We start from the raw sequence: 15,227 nt of genomic DNA on the forward strand, positions 1-15,227 counted from the left end.
ATAGATTCGCCCCTGTGACATCGGCAGCGGAGACAGTGGCAAGACAACGGGTGACCGAGGCCCGCAGGATCGTCGTCAAGGTGGGCTCCTCCTCGCTCACCACCGCCGTGGGCGGACTCGACGCCGACCGGGTGGACGCCCTCGTGGACGTCCTCGCCAAGGTCCGCGGCGGCGGTGAGCGGGAGATAGTCCTCGTCTCCAGCGGCGCCATCGCTGCCGGACTCGCCCCGCTGGGCCTGCACCGCAGACCGAAGGACCTCGCCCGCCAGCAGGCGGCGGCCAGCGTCGGCCAGGGGCTGCTCGTGGCCCGCTACACGGCGTCCTTCGCCCGCTACGGCGTACGCGTCGGCCAGGTGCTGCTCACGACCGACGACACCAGCCGCCGCGCCCACTACCGCAACGCCTACCGCACCCTCGACCAGCTGCTGGAGATGGGTGCCCTGCCCGTCGTCAACGAGAACGACACCGTCGCCACGGACGAGATCCGCTTCGGCGACAACGACCGTCTGGCCGCCCTCGTCGCCCACCTCGTCCACGCCGACCTGCTGGTCCTCCTCTCCGACGTGGACGGGGTCTACGACGGCGACCCCAGCACACCCGGCACCTCGCGCATCGCCGAGATCACCGGCCCCCAGGACCTGGCGGGCGTCGCGATCGGCAGCGCGGGCAAAGCGGGCGTCGGCACCGGAGGCATGGTCACCAAGGTGGAGGCGGCCCGGATCGCCACCGCCGCAGGCATCCCCGTCGTCCTCACCTCGGCCTGGCACGCCGCCGACGCCCTCGCCGGACGGGACACCGGAACCTTCTTCCACCCCACCGGCCGCCGCTCGGCCGACCGCCTCCTCTGGCTGGCCCACGCCTCGGCCCCGCAGGGCGCGCTCGTCCTCGACGAGGGAGCCGTCCGGGCCGTCGTCGAACGCCGTACCTCCCTGCTGCCCGCGGGCATCTCGGCCGTGCACGGCGACTTCACGGCCGGGGACCCGGTCGAACTGCGCGACCCGGCCGGACGGGCCGTGGCGCGCGGCCTGGTCAACTTCGACGCCAAGGAGATCCCCCAGCTCCTCGGCCGCTCCACGCACGAGCTGGCCCGGGAACTCGGTCCGGCCTACGAACGCGAGGTCGTACACAGGGACGACCTCGTCGTCCTCGTGCCCCCCTCGGCCCCCTGAATCGGCTGAAACTCCGTGCTCCCGGCGGAGAGCTTCACCAAAACCGCCCCAAGCCCGCCCTCGGGCTGGTCAACTTTGTAGCGGGGGTACGCAGGGGACAGCACAGCACCACATCCACAGGAGGCCGCCGGTGAGACGAGCGCGCCCGGGGGCGCCGCCCCGAGGAACGGGCACCCGCGCACTGACCAGCGTGGGGGCGGGAACCGGCTTCGACCGGAGCCCGCCCGCCGACCGCGGGAGCGACCGGGCCGAGGACCGCACCACCGGCCACGAGCCGGGGGCGGTGAAGGGGGAGACCGCACAGTCCCGGCTGTGGCACATCACGCTCTGCGTCTCCGGGGCCCAGACGCCCCTGGGGGAGATCAGACGCGGCCTGGAACAACTGGCCCACGACCATCCCTTCCTGCTGACCAGCCGGTACGCGAACGACCACGCGGAGATCCGGTACTGGGAGGAGGCGCGGGACCTGCACGACGCGGCCGCCGTCGCCCTGCGGCTCTGGGGCGAGCACCGCTCCACGGCTCAACTGCCGCCGTGGGAGATCGTCGGCCTCGAGGTCATCGACCGGGAGACCTACCACCAGCGCGTCGCCGAGGGGTACGGCCCGCCGCCCGCCGCGCCGGTGGGCGTCCACCCGTACTGAGCGGGAGGGGCCCGTCCGTCACGGACCGTCGCGGAACACCGTGGAACACCGCACGGGACCGCCCGCCGGGCTCCGGGGGGCAGGGCAGGAAGGCTGCGCGGGCACTGCCCGGCGTGTCCCGCGGACGCGGTCCCGCCGGGCCCGGCGGCCGCGCTCCGGCCAGGGTGTCTCGCATCACGGGATACGGGCCGTATGTCCGCGGGCCGCGCACTACCCTGCGGGCATGACCACGCTCTCGCCGTACGACAACATGTCCCCGGTCGCGCAGGCCGCCTACCGGGCGCGCGCTGCCGCCGCCGACATCGCGCCGCTCCCGCGCGCCGCCAAGGACGACGCTCTGCTCGCCGTCGCCGACGCGCTGGAGGTGCGGGCGGGCGAAATCGTCGGGGCCAACGCCGAGGACGTCGAGCGCGCCCGGGCCGCCGGCACCGCCGAATCGGTGGTCGACCGGCTCACGCTCACCCCCGAACGCATCCGCGCCATCGCCGCCGACGTGCGCCAGGTGGCCTCCCTGCCCGACCCGGTCGGCGAGGTCGTGCGCGGTTCCACCCTCCCCAACGGCATCGACCTGCGCCAGGTCCGCGTGCCCCTCGGAGTGGTCGGGATCATCTACGAGGCCCGCCCCAACGTCACCGTCGACGCCGCGGTCCTCTGCCTCAAGTCCGGCAACGCCGTCCTGCTGCGCGGCTCCTCGTCCGCCTACGCCTCCAACTCCGCCCTCGTCCGCGTGGTGCGCGACGCGGTCGGCGGAGCCGGGCTGCCGGCCGACGCGGTGCAGCTGGTCCCCGGGGAGAGCCACGACTCCGTCCGCGAGCTCATGCGGGCCCGGGGCCTGGTGGACGTGCTGATCCCGCGCGGCGGCGCCGGACTGATCCGCCGGGTCGTCGAGGAGTCCACCGTCCCCGTCATCGAGACCGGAACCGGCAACTGCCACGTCTACGTGGACGCCCGGACCGACCTGGCGATGGCCGTCGACATCCTGGTCAACTCCAAGGCGCAGCGCCCGAGCGTCTGCAACTCCGCCGAGACGCTCCTCGTGCACCGGGACGTCGCCGACCAGTTCCTGCCGCTCGCGCTGGACGCCCTGGCCGCGGCCGGGGTGACGGTCCACGGCGACGAGCGCGTCCTGACGTACGCCGAGGGGTCCAAGGCGACCGTCGTGCCGGCCACCGCCGAGGACTGGGAGACGGAGTACCTCTCCTACGACATCGCCGCCGCCGTGGTGGACTCGCTGGACGCCGCGGTGGCGCACATCCGGCTCTGGTCCTCCGGCCACACCGAGGCGATCGTGACCACCTCCCAGGCCGCGGCGCGCCGGTTCACCCAGTTGGTCGACTCGACCACGGTCGCCGTCAACGCCTCCACCCGCTTCACCGACGGCGGGCAGTTCGGGTTCGGCGCGGAGATCGGCATCTCCACCCAGAAGCTGCACGCCCGGGGCCCGATGGGGCTGCCGGAACTGACCACCACCAAGTACATCGTCACCGGCGACGGTCACACACGGTAGCCGGACGGGCCCGTCGGGTCGGGGAGAGTTCCGCCGTCTCCCTGACCGGACCGCCCCGACGCGGTTACGCTGAATCCCGTGGACGACGCGGGGGGCAGGCCGTCTCAGGACGGAGGGGAGCCCGACGACGACCGCGGGGGCGCGGACGAGGACTTCGCCACCGTGGTGTTCGACGAGGAGTTCGTACGGGCCGCGAGGATCCACGAGCCCACCGCCGTGGAACGGCTGGTCGCCGCCGCCGAAGCGCGCGCGGAAGCCGAGGCGGCCCGGTCCCGCCCGGCGGGCACCGCCCGGGACGGCGATCCGTACGACCGCCACCGCCCCGGCCGCGAGTACGCCGGCGGGCGCACCCCCCACGACCCGGACGACGTCGACTACGACCCCGACGGCGGTGACGTCGCGGCGGGCCCGTACGGCCCGCACGGCGGCGCCCTGCGCCCCTACCGGGGCTCCGCGCGCTGGCACCGGCCGGTCGCCTGGCTCCTGGCGCTGCTGATGGGGATCGGGATGATCGCGCTCGCGTTCAGCGCGGTCTACCGAGGTTCCCCGGCCGACAACCAGGACCACCTGCCGCCCACGACCAGCGGTGTCGACGCGACCACGGAGCCGACGGCCGGCGGGGCGGACGCGGCGGTTCCCCCTGCGGCCACGGAGCCTTTGGGCACCGCCGACCGGGCGGAGGACGCCGCGACGGCGCCGTGACCGGCGGACGGGCGGGAAGCGTCCGGGACGGCCGGTGCGCTGTCCGCCCTCCCGCACGCGCCCTGAACGCCGTTCCCCGCGGGCTCCCACTCCCCGGCCCGTACGGGCGTCACCCACCCGGCCGTGTCGCGGCGTAGCGCCCAGTCGTGCGAACTCCGCGGTCGGCCGCCGCCACCGCGTTTACGCGAGGCGCAATCGACCTACCCTCACAGTGTGACCCCTCTTCCGGAGGGGGCTTCTCGCTGCCCTCGGCCGCTCGGCCGGGCAGACCGTTGCGCACCGACCCCGTGCCGGTGGTGTGGAGACCGGGAGAAGTCGTGGCAGGTCGCGAAGGTCCACCGGAAGAGCCCCCCGAGAGCCCCGCGGGGGACGAGGACGAGTACCGCTCGCTCGTCTTCGACGAGTCCTTCGTCCGAGCCGCCCGACTCCAGGAGTTCTCGGCCCAGGAGCGGATGGGCGAGCACGCCCGTGCCGTCCGCTCCGTGCCGCGACGCTCCCCGCACCGGGGCCCCGGCCTCGCCGCCGTCCTCATCGTGCTCGTCGCGCTCGCCTTCGCCTCCGCCGTGTACATCGGGTTCCGCCAGCCGCTGCTGCCCACCGCCGTCTCCGGCCGGCCCGAACCGCTCGAGGCCACCGTCGTGCCGCTCGCCCCGCGCGGAGCCGTACCGGGAGGGTCCCCCCGGGAACTCGTCGAGCAGGGGCCGGCCGCGCACTTCCGCGTCGGAGCGGCCGGGATCAACCTGCCGGCGGTCCGGCGGACCGAGAACTTCTCCGGCAGCGAGATCATGGCGGCCCTCGCCACGGCCAAGGACTTCCTGGTGGAGTCCGCACTGGACCCCCAGGTGCTCGGCGGGAAGCAGAACGGGACGGTCAGGGCGCTGCTCGACCCGGACCAGGCCGCGGAGTTCGACCTGAGCATGGACGCCCCGGCCGGGGACGGCAGGCTCCCGGCGGCCGGCTGGCTGGTGCGCTTCGACCCCGCCCGCACCGAACTCGCCGACCCCGCGATCCGGGTCGACGGCACGCTCGCGTACTCCCAGGCGGACGCGGGCACCCTGGAGGTCGTCGCCGACCACACCTACACCTACACCGTGCGCCCGGCCGTCGACGGCCCCCGGCGGGCGGACGGAGCCTCGTTGTTCACCGTGCGACGGCTGCTGCGCCTCCGCTTCGACCGGGAGGACCTGCGGCTGCACCGGCTGGAGCTGCGGACCGCGTACGTACAGGCGGGACCGCAGTCCTGTTCCTCGGGGACCGCCCCGGCGCTGCGCCCGCTGTTCGCCGGGGAGCGCGCTGACTCCGCCGGACCCCGGGGCACCGATCCGTACACGACGGGGACGCCCCGGGGCGGGCTCTGCGGAACCCTGGAACTCACTCCTGCGCTCGGTCAGGCCCCTCCTGCTCCGACGCTGTCGGGCCCTTCGCGGGGCCCGAGCCGGCCGTAGGGCCGCCCGAGGCGTCCGCCGCGCTGTCCTTCGCCTGGCCGGCGCCCGTGAACCGGTCGCGGAGCCTGCCGCCGAGGTCCCCGGCGCCTCCGGCTATGTCGCCGACGAGCTTGAACAGCGGGTCCCCGCTGGTGCGCACGGCATCGGCGTAGTGCGCGGCGGACTCACGGAAGGAGTCCGTCACCGAGGCATCCTTGTCGTCCTCGCGGCGCGGGTAGTGACCGTCCATGATGCGCTGGTGGTCCCGGGTCCCGGCCCAGCTCTTCAGTTCGGCCGCGCGGACGGTGGTGAAGGGGTGTGAACGGGGGAGCACGTTGAGGATCTTGAGCACCGAGTCGCGCAGGTCGCCCGCCTTCTCGTACTCCTCGGCCTGGGCGAGGAAGGCGTCGACGTTCATCTCGTGGAGGTGGTTGCCGCCGGCGATCTTCATCAGGCCGCGCATGGACGCCTGGAGGTCCTGCCCCACCAGCAGCCCGGCCCGGTCGGCGGAGAGCTCCGACTTGCGGAACCATTCGCGCAGCGCCGTCACGATGGCCAGCACGGCCACATTGCCCAGCGGTATCCAGGCCACCTTCGTCGCCAGGCCCGTCAGGAAGAGCAGCACCGTGCGGTACACGGCGTGGCCGGAGAGGGCGTGTCCCACCTCGTGGCCCACCACGGCCCGCATCTCCTCCTCGTCCAGCAGTTCCACCAGACCGGTGGTCACCACGATGATCGGCTCGTCGAGCCCGATGCACATGGCGTTGGGCCGGGGATCCTGCGTGACGTACATCGCCGGTACCTTCGGCAGGTCCAGGACGTAGCAGGCGTCGCGCAGCATGGTGTGGAGGTGGGCGAACTGCTCGTCGCCGACCCGCACCGAGTCGGAGAGGTAGAGCAGCCGCAGGCTCCGCTCCGGCAGCAGGCCGCTGAGCGTCTTGAAGACGGTGTCGAACCCGGACAGCTTCCGCAGGGCCACCAGGGCCGAGCGGTCCGCCGGGTGTTCGTAGGCCCGGGAGGAGATTCCCGGGAACCGCCTGCGCCGCCTGCTGGGTTCGTTGGTGCGGGTGTCGCCGTTCATCTGTTCCCCCTGTTGCGTACGGGACGCCGCCCGTCCCCCTGGCACGGGCCAGCCTAGGTGCTGGCGCTACGGTGTGCGGGGGGCTGTGGACAACTATGAGGAGCACCCGGAATGCCGCACACCGCCGAACTGCTTGCAGCCGCCGCCGAGGGCCAGGGACCGGGTGACACCGTGCGGATCGTGCTGCTCGTCTCCCTCGTCGGAGCAGCCCTGATGGCCTGGTTCCTGCTGCGCGGTTACCGCAACGACGACTCCAACGACTGAGTCGCCGTGAGCGTGCCCGGCGGACCCGCATACGATGTGCCCGACGTCTTCCTTCCGACTCCCGATCGATAGGTCCTGCCGAAGATGAGCCTCACGAGCACCGCCCACCAGCTGGTCCTTCTCGCCTCCGAGGGCGGCGAGGGCGGCAACCACGAAAGCCTCAACCCCTATCTGACCGGTGGCGGTGCCTTCGTCGCCCTGCTGCTTCTGCTCTTCGTCACCACCCGTTTCAACCGCGACCGCTGAGCGGTGACGCCGTGCCAGTAGGGTCTGCACGCATGGGAGAGCAGGAAGTGCCTACCGGTCGCGGCCGGCGCCGAATCGGCGTCATGGGCGGGACGTTCGACCCGATCCATCACGGACACCTGGTGGCGGCCAGTGAAGTGGCCGCCCAGTTCCACCTGGACGAGGTCGTCTTCGTGCCGACCGGGCAGCCGTGGCAGAAGAGCCACAAAGAGGTCTCGCCGGCCGAGGACCGCTACCTGATGACGGTCATCGCCACCGCGTCGAACCCGCAGTTCTCGGTGAGCCGCAGCGACATCGACCGCGGAGGGCCGACCTACACGATCGACACCCTGCGCGACCTGCGGGAAACGCACGGGGACGCGGATCTCTTCTTCATCACCGGCGCCGACGCGTTGTCCCAGATCCTCACCTGGCGAAACGCCGAGGAGCTCTTCTCGCTCTCCCACTTCATCGGCGTGACCCGGCCGGGCCATGTGCTCACCGACGCGGGACTGCCCGAAGGCGGTGTCTCCCTCGTGGAGGTTCCGGCCCTGGCCATCTCGTCGACGGACTGCCGGTGGAGGGTCGCACAGGGCGATCCGGTCTGGTACCTGGTGCCCGACGGTGTGGTCCGCTACATCGACAAACGCCAGCTGTACCGGGGCGAATGAGCCACGGAGAGGGGCACCGGTGGTGAACGACCGACAGAACCCGTACGACCCGTACGGACAACAGCCGCAGATCATCGGCTACGACGCCTACGGCCAGCCGGTGTACCAGCAGCCGGAAGCGCAGAGCCACGACCCGTACACCCCGCAGGACCCCTACGCCTACGGGCAGCCGACGCAGGGTCAGCAGGACGGCACGGGCCAGGGGTACGGCTACGACCCGTACGCCCAGCAACCACCCCAGCAGCATCAGCCTTCCCCGCTGTACGACCCCTACACCGGCCACCCCGCACAGGGTCAGCCGCAGGGCGACGCGCAGGGTTACGGCTACGGGGGAGGCTATGGCTACGACACCGGGCAGCAGCCCGTCGTGGCCGACACCACCGCCCAGCAGTGGAACGTCCCCCAGCAGACGGCTCCGCAGCCCGCTCCCCAGCCGGCCGCCCCCGCGCGGGCGGCCGAACCGGATCCCGTCGTCCCGGAACAGCGCCGGTCCCCGCAGGACGACGACCGGGGCGGGCAGTTCTCCTTCATCGAAGAGCCGAACGAGGACTCCGAGGACGTCATCGACTGGCTGGCCTTCACCGAGAGCCGCAGCGAGCGGCGCGAGGAGGCCCGGCGCAAGGGCCGCAACCGGCTGATCGGGCTGATCGTCCTCGTGGCGCTCGTCCTCGTGGCCGGGGTCGGCTACCTCTGGTCCGCCGGAAAGCTGCCCGGCTCGTCCGGTCCGGACGCGGACGCCCCCACGGCGAGCGGTCCGCAGCAGCGTGACGTCATCGTCGTGCACCTGCACAACACCAAGGGCGGCGGGACGTCCACCGCCCTGCTGGTGGACAACGTGACCACGAAGAAGGGCACCACCGTCCTGCTGCCCAACTCGCTCGCGGTCGCCAACGACGACGGCACCACCACCACGCTCGGCGAGTCGGTGGAGGACGACGGCAGCACCGGAACCCGCGAGGCGATCGACACGCTCCTCGGCACGAAGATCAGCGGCACCTGGCGGCTGGACACCCCGTACCTGGAGAACCTGGTCGAACTGGTCGGCAACATCGAGGTCGACACCGACACCGACGTCCCGGACACCAAGAAGGGCGCCGCGCCCGTCGTCCGCAAGGGCCGGGCGCAGACCCTCAGCGGCACGATGGCCGTGGCGTACGCCACGTACCGGGCCAAGGGCGAACCGGAGGCCACGCAGCTGACGCGCTTCGGCCAGGTGCTGCGCGGAGTGCTGCGCAAGCTCTCCGAGGACCCGAAGGCGGCCACGGTCACGGTGCAGACACTGGCCCAGATCCTCGACCCGTCGCTCCCCGAGGCCGACCTCGGCGCCTCGCTGGCGAAGCTCGCCGGGCACGCGAAGGTCGGGGACTACACCACCGAGGTCCTGCCGGTGCAGGGCGACGGCACCCTGAGCGACGCGACCGGGAAGAGCGTGGTCAAGGACGTCCTGGGCGGTGCGGTGCGCGCCCCCGACAAGGACGCCGCCGTCCGCGTCGGCGTGAAGAACGCCTACGGGGACACGGACGCCCTCGACGCGGCGCGGGTGGTGCTGGTGAACGGCGGATACTCCTTCGTCGACGCCGGCAAGGCGGAGACCACGTCCGCCTCGCAGATCGTCTACGGCGCGGCCGAGGACAAGGCGAAGGCGGTGGAGGTCGCCAAGACCCTCGGCCTGCCGGAGAGCGTCGTGACCCAGGGGGAGGCGGCCGCGAACGCGGACGTCTCGGTGGTGCTCGGCCAGGACTACGACTTCAGGACGTCCTGATCACGCCGGGGCCCACCCTCCGGACCGGCCCGCGAGGGCCCTCCCGCCGAAGCGGCGGGAGGGCCCTCGCGGCGCGCCCGGCAGTTCCCCGTCGGCACGGTCGGCTGTCCGTGAGACCCTAAGGAAGAGTCCCGCGATTTCTGGCGGGCGCGCGACGACCGCGGCGCAACCGCGCCGCCCGGTCCGCGCGCCGATCCGCCAGGGACGACGGAACAGCTTCCACAGGGACTGCCCCGCCCGCCGACGAAAGCCTGCATGTGACCGCCACGGACCGCTCCATCGAGCTCATCAACGCCGCCGCCCAGGCGGCGGCCGACCGGCTCGCGCACGACATCATCGCCTACGACGTCAGTGACGTCCTGTCGATCACCGACGCCTTCCTTGTGGCCTCGGCCCCCAACGACCGCCAGGTCAAGTCGATCGTCGACGAGATCGAGGAGCGGCTCCAGAAGGAGCTCGGTGCCAAGCCGGTGCGCCGCGAGGGCGACCGCGACGCCCGCTGGATCCTGCTCGACTACGTCGACATCGTCATCCACGTCCAGCACAGCGAGGAGCGCGTCTTCTACGCGCTGGAGCGCCTGTGGAAGGACTGCCCCGAGATCGCGCTCCCCGAGGACGCCGTGAAGACCCTCGGCAAGGCCGAGGAGCACGCCCGGCTCAACGGCACCGCGGAAGGTGACGCGAGCTGAACGGCAACGGCAGCGGTCGGGGCCGCCGAGTAGTCCTCTGGCGGCACGGCCAGACGGCGTGGAACCTGGAGCGCCGCTTCCAGGGCTCCACCGACATCGAGTTGACCGAGACGGGAATCGGGCAGGCCCGCCGGGCCGCCCGCCTTCTCGTGTCCCTCAAGCCCGACGCCGTCGTCGCCTCCGATCTGCGGCGTGCGGCGGCCACGGCCGCCGAGCTGTCCGCCGTGACGGGCCTCACGGTCACCCACGACGCGGGACTGCGCGAGACCTACGCCGGAGCATGGCAAGGGCTCACGCACGACGAGATCATCAGCCGGTACGGCGACCAGTACGCCGCCTGGAAGCGGGGCGAACCCGTGCGCCGCGGTGGCGGCGAGCTGGAGACCGAGGTGGCCGACCGCGCCGCCCCGGTCGTGCTGGAGCACGCCGACAGGCTCCCGGACGGCGGCACGCTCGTCGTGGTCAGCCACGGGGGCACCATCCGGACGACGATCGGCCGGCTGCTCGGACTGGAGTCCCACCACTGGGAGGGCCTCGGCGGACTCAGCAACTGCTGCTGGTCGGTCCTGGGGGAGGGCGCGCGCGGCTGGCGCCTGCTGGAGCACAACGCCGGAACCCTGCCCGAACCGGTGCTGGGCGACGACACCTGAGAGGCCGCCCGGCGTCCCGGAGAACGCATCCGGGAGGGCGGCACCGGCCGGATTTCACTTTCCGGCTGGTCACAGGCTAGAGTTCTTCTTGTTCGCAGCGCGGAAAACACCGGAACGGTGGAGAAGCGGAGCAGGACGGCGAACAGCGGGGCTATAGCTCAGTTGGTAGAGCGCCTGCATGGCATGCAGGAGGTCAGGAGTTCAATTCTCCTTAGCTCCACAGAAGATCCAAGAAGATCCCGTCCCCCTGGGGGCGGGATCTTCTGCGTGTCGGCCCCACGTCGGCGCTCGCTCCGGTGTGCGAACCGCGGGCGACGGAGGCGGGCTCCGCCGCCCCACGCCCGGGCCCTCGCGCTGACGCGGCGTCAGTCGTCCGTCGGACGTGGTTCGGCGAGCCGCCCCTCTTGCGGCGGCATGGCAGAATCGGAGCGCCGGAGGGGGCGACGGACCGATCGGGAGGGAGCACGATGCCTGCGAGCCGCGTGCGGATCCCCGGTCCGCCCTGGGTGTCCGACGTCCCAGCTCCGCGCGCACGTCCCGTAGTTACCGTGATTCCCGAACACAGGTCCGGTCCCGGCTGCCCGTCCCGCGGTTCCTCCCAGGTGGCACACGCCCCGGGGTGCAGGGGAATCCGTCGCGCACGCACGGCCAGCGGCCACAGCTGGAGCTGACTGCATGGGTGCGCACAGGCGGAAATGCGACTGGTGCGGCAGCGGTACGCCCATCGTCAGGGACATGGATCCGATCAACGCGGACTACCAGTACTGGTGCGAGGAGTGCGCGCGGGCGCTGATCATAAAAGGCGACCCCATCGAGACGTACCGCGAGTTGGAGGGGGAGCCGATCTACGGGCGGCTCCTGGAAGAACACTGCACCCTCAAGCGGTTCTACTCCTTCGCCACGGCGTGAAGACCGGGAGCGCGAAGCGGGAGGATCCGGGTCATGGCGGTCCGGTCCGGAATGGATTTGGGGACCACCGGGAAGGCCGTGTAATGTTCTCGATGTCGCCAAGGGAAACCGGACGGCGGCGCAACACGGGGCTATAGCTCAGTTGGTAGAGCGCCTGCATGGCATGCAGGAGGTCAGGAGTTCAATTCTCCTTAGCTCCACGGTGAAGAAGAAGGCGGATCATCCGAATCGGATGGTCCGCCTTCCTCGTTCTCCACCCCTTCCCCGCTCGCGGGGGCCGTCCGGGGAGCGGTCGCTCCCCGAGTCGCTCCGGCTCCGTGCGGTACCCTGACGCCATGCGTGCCGTACGCCTTCTGCTTAGCGAGCCGCGCTGATCACTCCCGACCGGTGAGAACGCCTGGTCGGACTCGGCGCGGCGTCCCCTCCTGTGCGAGGGGATTTTTCGTTTCCACAGACGCGCGTCCTTCGACGTGGGCGACGCCGGCAGATGACGATCGATGGAGCTTTGAGGATCATGAGCGAGACGAATTCCGCAGCCGAGACGGTTGCGCCGCACCGCTACACGGCGGCCATGGCCGCCGACATCGAGGCACGCTGGCAGGACTTCTGGGACGCCGAGGGGACCTACGAGGCGCCCAACCCGTCCGGTGACCTGGCGGGCGACCCGGAGCTGGCCGCCAAGCCCAAGAAGTTCATCATGGACATGTTCCCGTACCCCTCGGGCGCGGGACTGCACGTCGGTCACCCGCTGGGTTACATCGCCACCGACGTCTACGCCCGCCACCAGCGGATGTCCGGCCACAACGTCCTGCACACGCTGGGCTTCGACGCGTTCGGCCTGCCCGCCGAGCAGTACGCCGTGCAGACCGGGACGCACCCCCGGATCTCCACCGAGGCGAACATGGAGAACATGCGGGTCCAGCTGCGCCGGCTGGGACTGGGCCACGACAAGCGCCGCTCGTTCGCCACGATCGACGCGGAGTACTACAAGTGGACCCAGTGGATCTTCCTGCAGATCTTCGACTCCTGGTACGACACGGACGCCGACAAGGCCCGTCCCATCGCCGAACTGGTCTCGCGGTTCGAGAACGGTGAGCGGCCCACGCCGGACGGCCGCGCCTGGTCGGACCTGTCCGCCGTCGAGCGCGCCGACCTGCTGAGCGAGTACCGCCTGGCGTACGCCTCCGAGGCGCCCGTCAACTGGTCGCCCGGCCTGGGCACCGTCCTGGCCAACGAGGAGGTGACCGCCGACGGACGCTCCGAGCGCGGCAACTTCCCGGTCTTCAAGTCCAAGCTGCGCCAGTGGAACATGCGCATCACCGCCTACGCCGACCGCCTGCTGAACGACCTGGACGGCCTGGACTGGCCCGACGCCATCAAGCTGCAGCAGCGCAACTGGATCGGCCGCTCCGAGGGCGCGCGCGTCGACTTCCCGGTCGACGGCGCCGGCGCCGTCACCGTCTTCACCACCCGGCAGGACACCCTGTTCGGTGCCACCTACATGGTGCTGGCACCCGAGCACGAGCTGATCGAGCGGATCATCCCGGCCACCTGGCCCGAGGGCACCCACCCGGTCTGGACCGGCGGCCACGCCACCCCCGCCGAGGCCGTCACCGCCTACCGCAAGCAGGCCGCGGCCAAGTCCGACGTCGAGCGGCAGGCCGAGGCGAAGGACAAGACCGGCGTCTTCACCGGCGCGTACGCGACCAACCCGGTCAGCGGCGACCGGGTCCCCGTCTTCATCGCCGACTACGTGCTGATGGGCTACGGAACCGGCGCGATCATGGCCGTACCCGCGCACGACACCCGCGACTTCGCGTTCGCCCGCGCCTTCGAGCTGCCGATGCGCTGCGTCGTCGAGCCCTCGGACGGCCGCGGCACCGACACCACCACGTGGGACGACGCCTTCTCCTCGTACGAGGCGAAGCTGGTCAACTCCTCGAACGACCGGATCTCCCTCGACGGCCTGGGCGTGGCCGACGCCAAGGCGAAGATCACCGAGTGGCTGGACGAGCACGGCGTCGGCGAGGGCACCGTGAACTTCCGGCTGCGCGACTGGCTGTTCAGCCGCCAGCGCTACTGGGGCGAGCCCTTCCCGATCGTCTACGACGAGGACGGCATCGCCCACCCGCTGCCCGAGTCGATGCTGCCGCTGGAACTGCCGGAGGTCGAGGACTACTCGCCGCGCACCTTCGACCCGGACGACGCCGACACCAAGCCGGAGCCCCCGCTGTCGCGGAACGCCGACTGGGTCAACGTCACCCTGGACCTGGGCGACGGCAAGGGTCCGCGCCCGTACCGACGCGAGACCAACACCATGCCGAACTGGGCGGGTTCCTGCTGGTACGAGCTGCGCTACCTGGACCCGCACAACGAGTCGGCGCTGGTCGACCCGGCGATCGAGCAGTACTGGATGGGGCCGCGTGAAGACCGGCCTACCGGCGGTGTCGACCTGTACGTCGGCGGCGCCGAGCACGCCGTGCTGCACCTGCTGTACGCGCGTTTCTGGACCAAGGTGCTGCACGACCTGGGCCACATCTCGTCCGCCGAGCCGTTCCACAAGCTGTACAACCAGGGCATGATCCAGGCGTTCGTCTACCGCGATGCCCGGGGCATCCCGGTGCCGGCCGCCGAGGTCGAGGAGCGGGACGGCCAGTTCTTCTTCCAGGGCGAGAAGGTCAGCCGCGTCCTGGGCAAGATGGGCAAGTCCCTGAAGAACGCCGTCACGCCGGACGAGATCTGCGCCGAGTACGGCGCGGACACGCTGCGCCTGTACGAGATGGCGATGGGCCCGCTGGACGTGTCGCGCCCGTGGGACACCCGGGCCGTCGTCGGCCAGTACCGCCTGCTGCAGCGGCTGTGGCGCAACGTCGTCGACGAGGAGACCGGTGAGGTCACCGTCGTGGACACCGAGCCCGGCGAGGACACGCTGCGCGCGCTGCACAAGGCGATCGACGGGGTCGCCCAGGACATGGCCAACATGCGCTTCAACACGGCCATCGCCAAGGTGACCGAGCTGAACAACCACCTGACCAAGACGGGCGGTCCGCTCTCCCGTTCGGTCGCCGAGCGCCTGGTGCTGCTGGTCGCCCCGCTGGCCCCGCACGTCGCCGAGGAGCTGTGGCGCCGTCTGGGCCACACCGAGTCGGTCGTGCACCAGGACTTCCCGGTGGCCGACCCGGCGTACGTCGTCGACGAGACGGTCACCTGCGTCGTCCAGGTCAAGGGCAAGGTCAGGGCCCGTCTGGAGATCTCCCCGTCCGTCACGGAGGCGGAGCTGGAGTCGCTGGCCCTGGCCGACCCCGCCGTCGTCGCCGCCCTGGGCGGAGCCGAGATCCGCAAGGTGATCGTGCGGGCCCCGAAGCTGGTCAACATCGTCCCCGCGTGAGGCGCCCGGGGGTCATTGTCCCCATGTAGGGCGCTCGGGGTCGTCGTCCCGGTGCGAGTTCTGAGGCACCCGGGGCCATCGTCCCCGTGCGAGGCACCCGGGGCCCCGGACCGGCGGCTCGGTGCGGGCGCCGGTCCCTGGGC

Annotated in this window: 14 protein-coding genes and 2 tRNA genes; 15 read left to right on the forward strand and 1 reads right to left on the reverse strand. The window is 71.7% G+C overall.

Annotation, left to right across the window (positions count from 1 at the left end; all coding sequences use genetic code 11):
• Positions 1 to 50 precede the first annotated feature (50 nt).
• The 5 genes from proB to PZB77_RS21425 all read left to right on the forward strand — a co-directional run bounded on the left by proB (position 51) and on the right by PZB77_RS21425 (position 5,466).
• A complete protein-coding gene (proB, locus tag PZB77_RS21405) occupies positions 51 to 1,169 on the forward strand; it encodes a glutamate 5-kinase (RefSeq protein WP_275494226.1) in 1,119 nt (372 codons plus the stop codon).
• Between the two features lie 130 nt (positions 1,170 to 1,299).
• On the forward strand, positions 1,300 to 1,812 hold the full coding sequence (locus PZB77_RS21410; protein WP_275494227.1) for a hypothetical protein: 513 nt from the start codon (positions 1,300 to 1,302) through the stop codon (positions 1,810 to 1,812).
• Positions 1,813 to 2,035: 223 nt separating this feature from the next.
• Complete coding sequence (locus PZB77_RS21415; protein ID WP_275494228.1) at positions 2,036 to 3,319, forward strand: glutamate-5-semialdehyde dehydrogenase; 1,284 nt, start codon at positions 2,036 to 2,038, stop codon at positions 3,317 to 3,319.
• 78 nt (positions 3,320 to 3,397) lie between these two features.
• A complete protein-coding gene (locus tag PZB77_RS21420; protein WP_275494229.1) occupies positions 3,398 to 4,021 on the forward strand; it encodes a hypothetical protein in 624 nt (207 codons plus the stop codon).
• 317 nt (positions 4,022 to 4,338) lie between these two features.
• Positions 4,339 to 5,466, forward strand: a complete 1,128-nt coding sequence (locus PZB77_RS21425) for a hypothetical protein (RefSeq protein WP_275494230.1) — start codon at positions 4,339 to 4,341, stop codon at positions 5,464 to 5,466.
• On the opposite strand, the gene PZB77_RS21430 is transcribed toward PZB77_RS21425, so the two are convergent.
• Positions 5,393 to 6,526 carry a M48 family metallopeptidase gene (locus PZB77_RS21430; RefSeq protein ID WP_275494231.1) on the reverse strand — a complete coding sequence of 378 codons (1,134 nt, stop codon included), beginning with the start codon at positions 6,524 to 6,526 and terminating at the stop codon, positions 5,393 to 5,395. The genes PZB77_RS21425 and PZB77_RS21430 overlap by 74 nt on opposite strands.
• Positions 6,527 to 6,637: 111 nt before the next feature.
• On the opposite strand from PZB77_RS21430, the gene PZB77_RS21435 reads away from it, so the two are divergent.
• The 10 genes from PZB77_RS21435 (at position 6,638) to leuS (ending at position 15,084) form a co-directional block, all read left to right on the forward strand.
• A complete protein-coding gene (locus PZB77_RS21435) occupies positions 6,638 to 6,790 on the forward strand; it encodes a hypothetical protein (RefSeq protein WP_275494232.1) in 153 nt (50 codons plus the stop codon).
• 84 nt (positions 6,791 to 6,874) lie between these two features.
• Complete coding sequence (locus tag PZB77_RS21440; RefSeq protein WP_275494233.1) at positions 6,875 to 7,036, forward strand: hypothetical protein; 162 nt, start codon at positions 6,875 to 6,877, stop codon at positions 7,034 to 7,036.
• A gap of 32 nt (positions 7,037 to 7,068) precedes the next feature.
• Positions 7,069 to 7,686 carry a nicotinate-nucleotide adenylyltransferase gene (gene nadD, locus PZB77_RS21445; protein ID WP_275494234.1) on the forward strand — a complete coding sequence of 206 codons (618 nt, stop codon included), beginning with the start codon at positions 7,069 to 7,071 and terminating at the stop codon, positions 7,684 to 7,686.
• Between the two features lie 22 nt (positions 7,687 to 7,708).
• Positions 7,709 to 9,448 carry an LCP family protein gene (locus tag PZB77_RS21450; protein ID WP_275494235.1) on the forward strand — a complete coding sequence of 580 codons (1,740 nt, stop codon included), beginning with the start codon at positions 7,709 to 7,711 and terminating at the stop codon, positions 9,446 to 9,448.
• A 257-nt stretch (positions 9,449 to 9,705) separates the two neighbouring features.
• Positions 9,706 to 10,137: a ribosome silencing factor gene (rsfS, locus tag PZB77_RS21455; RefSeq protein WP_275494236.1), complete on the forward strand. Its 432-nt coding sequence runs from the start codon at positions 9,706 to 9,708 to the stop codon at positions 10,135 to 10,137.
• A complete protein-coding gene (locus PZB77_RS21460) occupies positions 10,134 to 10,787 on the forward strand; it encodes a histidine phosphatase family protein (protein WP_275496157.1) in 654 nt (217 codons plus the stop codon). Before rsfS ends, PZB77_RS21460 begins: the two co-directional genes overlap by 4 nt.
• Before the next feature lie 147 nt (positions 10,788 to 10,934).
• Positions 10,935 to 11,007, forward strand: a tRNA-Ala gene (locus PZB77_RS21465).
• Positions 11,008 to 11,462: 455 nt separating this feature from the next.
• A complete protein-coding gene (locus PZB77_RS21470) occupies positions 11,463 to 11,696 on the forward strand; it encodes a hypothetical protein (RefSeq protein WP_275494237.1) in 234 nt (77 codons plus the stop codon).
• Positions 11,697 to 11,823: 127 nt separating this feature from the next.
• Positions 11,824 to 11,896 (forward strand) — tRNA-Ala (locus tag PZB77_RS21475).
• 314 nt (positions 11,897 to 12,210) lie between these two features.
• A complete protein-coding gene (gene leuS, locus PZB77_RS21480) occupies positions 12,211 to 15,084 on the forward strand; it encodes a leucine--tRNA ligase (protein ID WP_275494238.1) in 2,874 nt (957 codons plus the stop codon).
• Positions 15,085 to 15,227 lie beyond the last annotated feature (143 nt).

This window comes from Streptomyces sp. AM 2-1-1, assembly GCF_029167645.1.
In the GTDB taxonomy this organism is placed as follows: domain Bacteria; phylum Actinomycetota; class Actinomycetes; order Streptomycetales; family Streptomycetaceae; genus Streptomyces.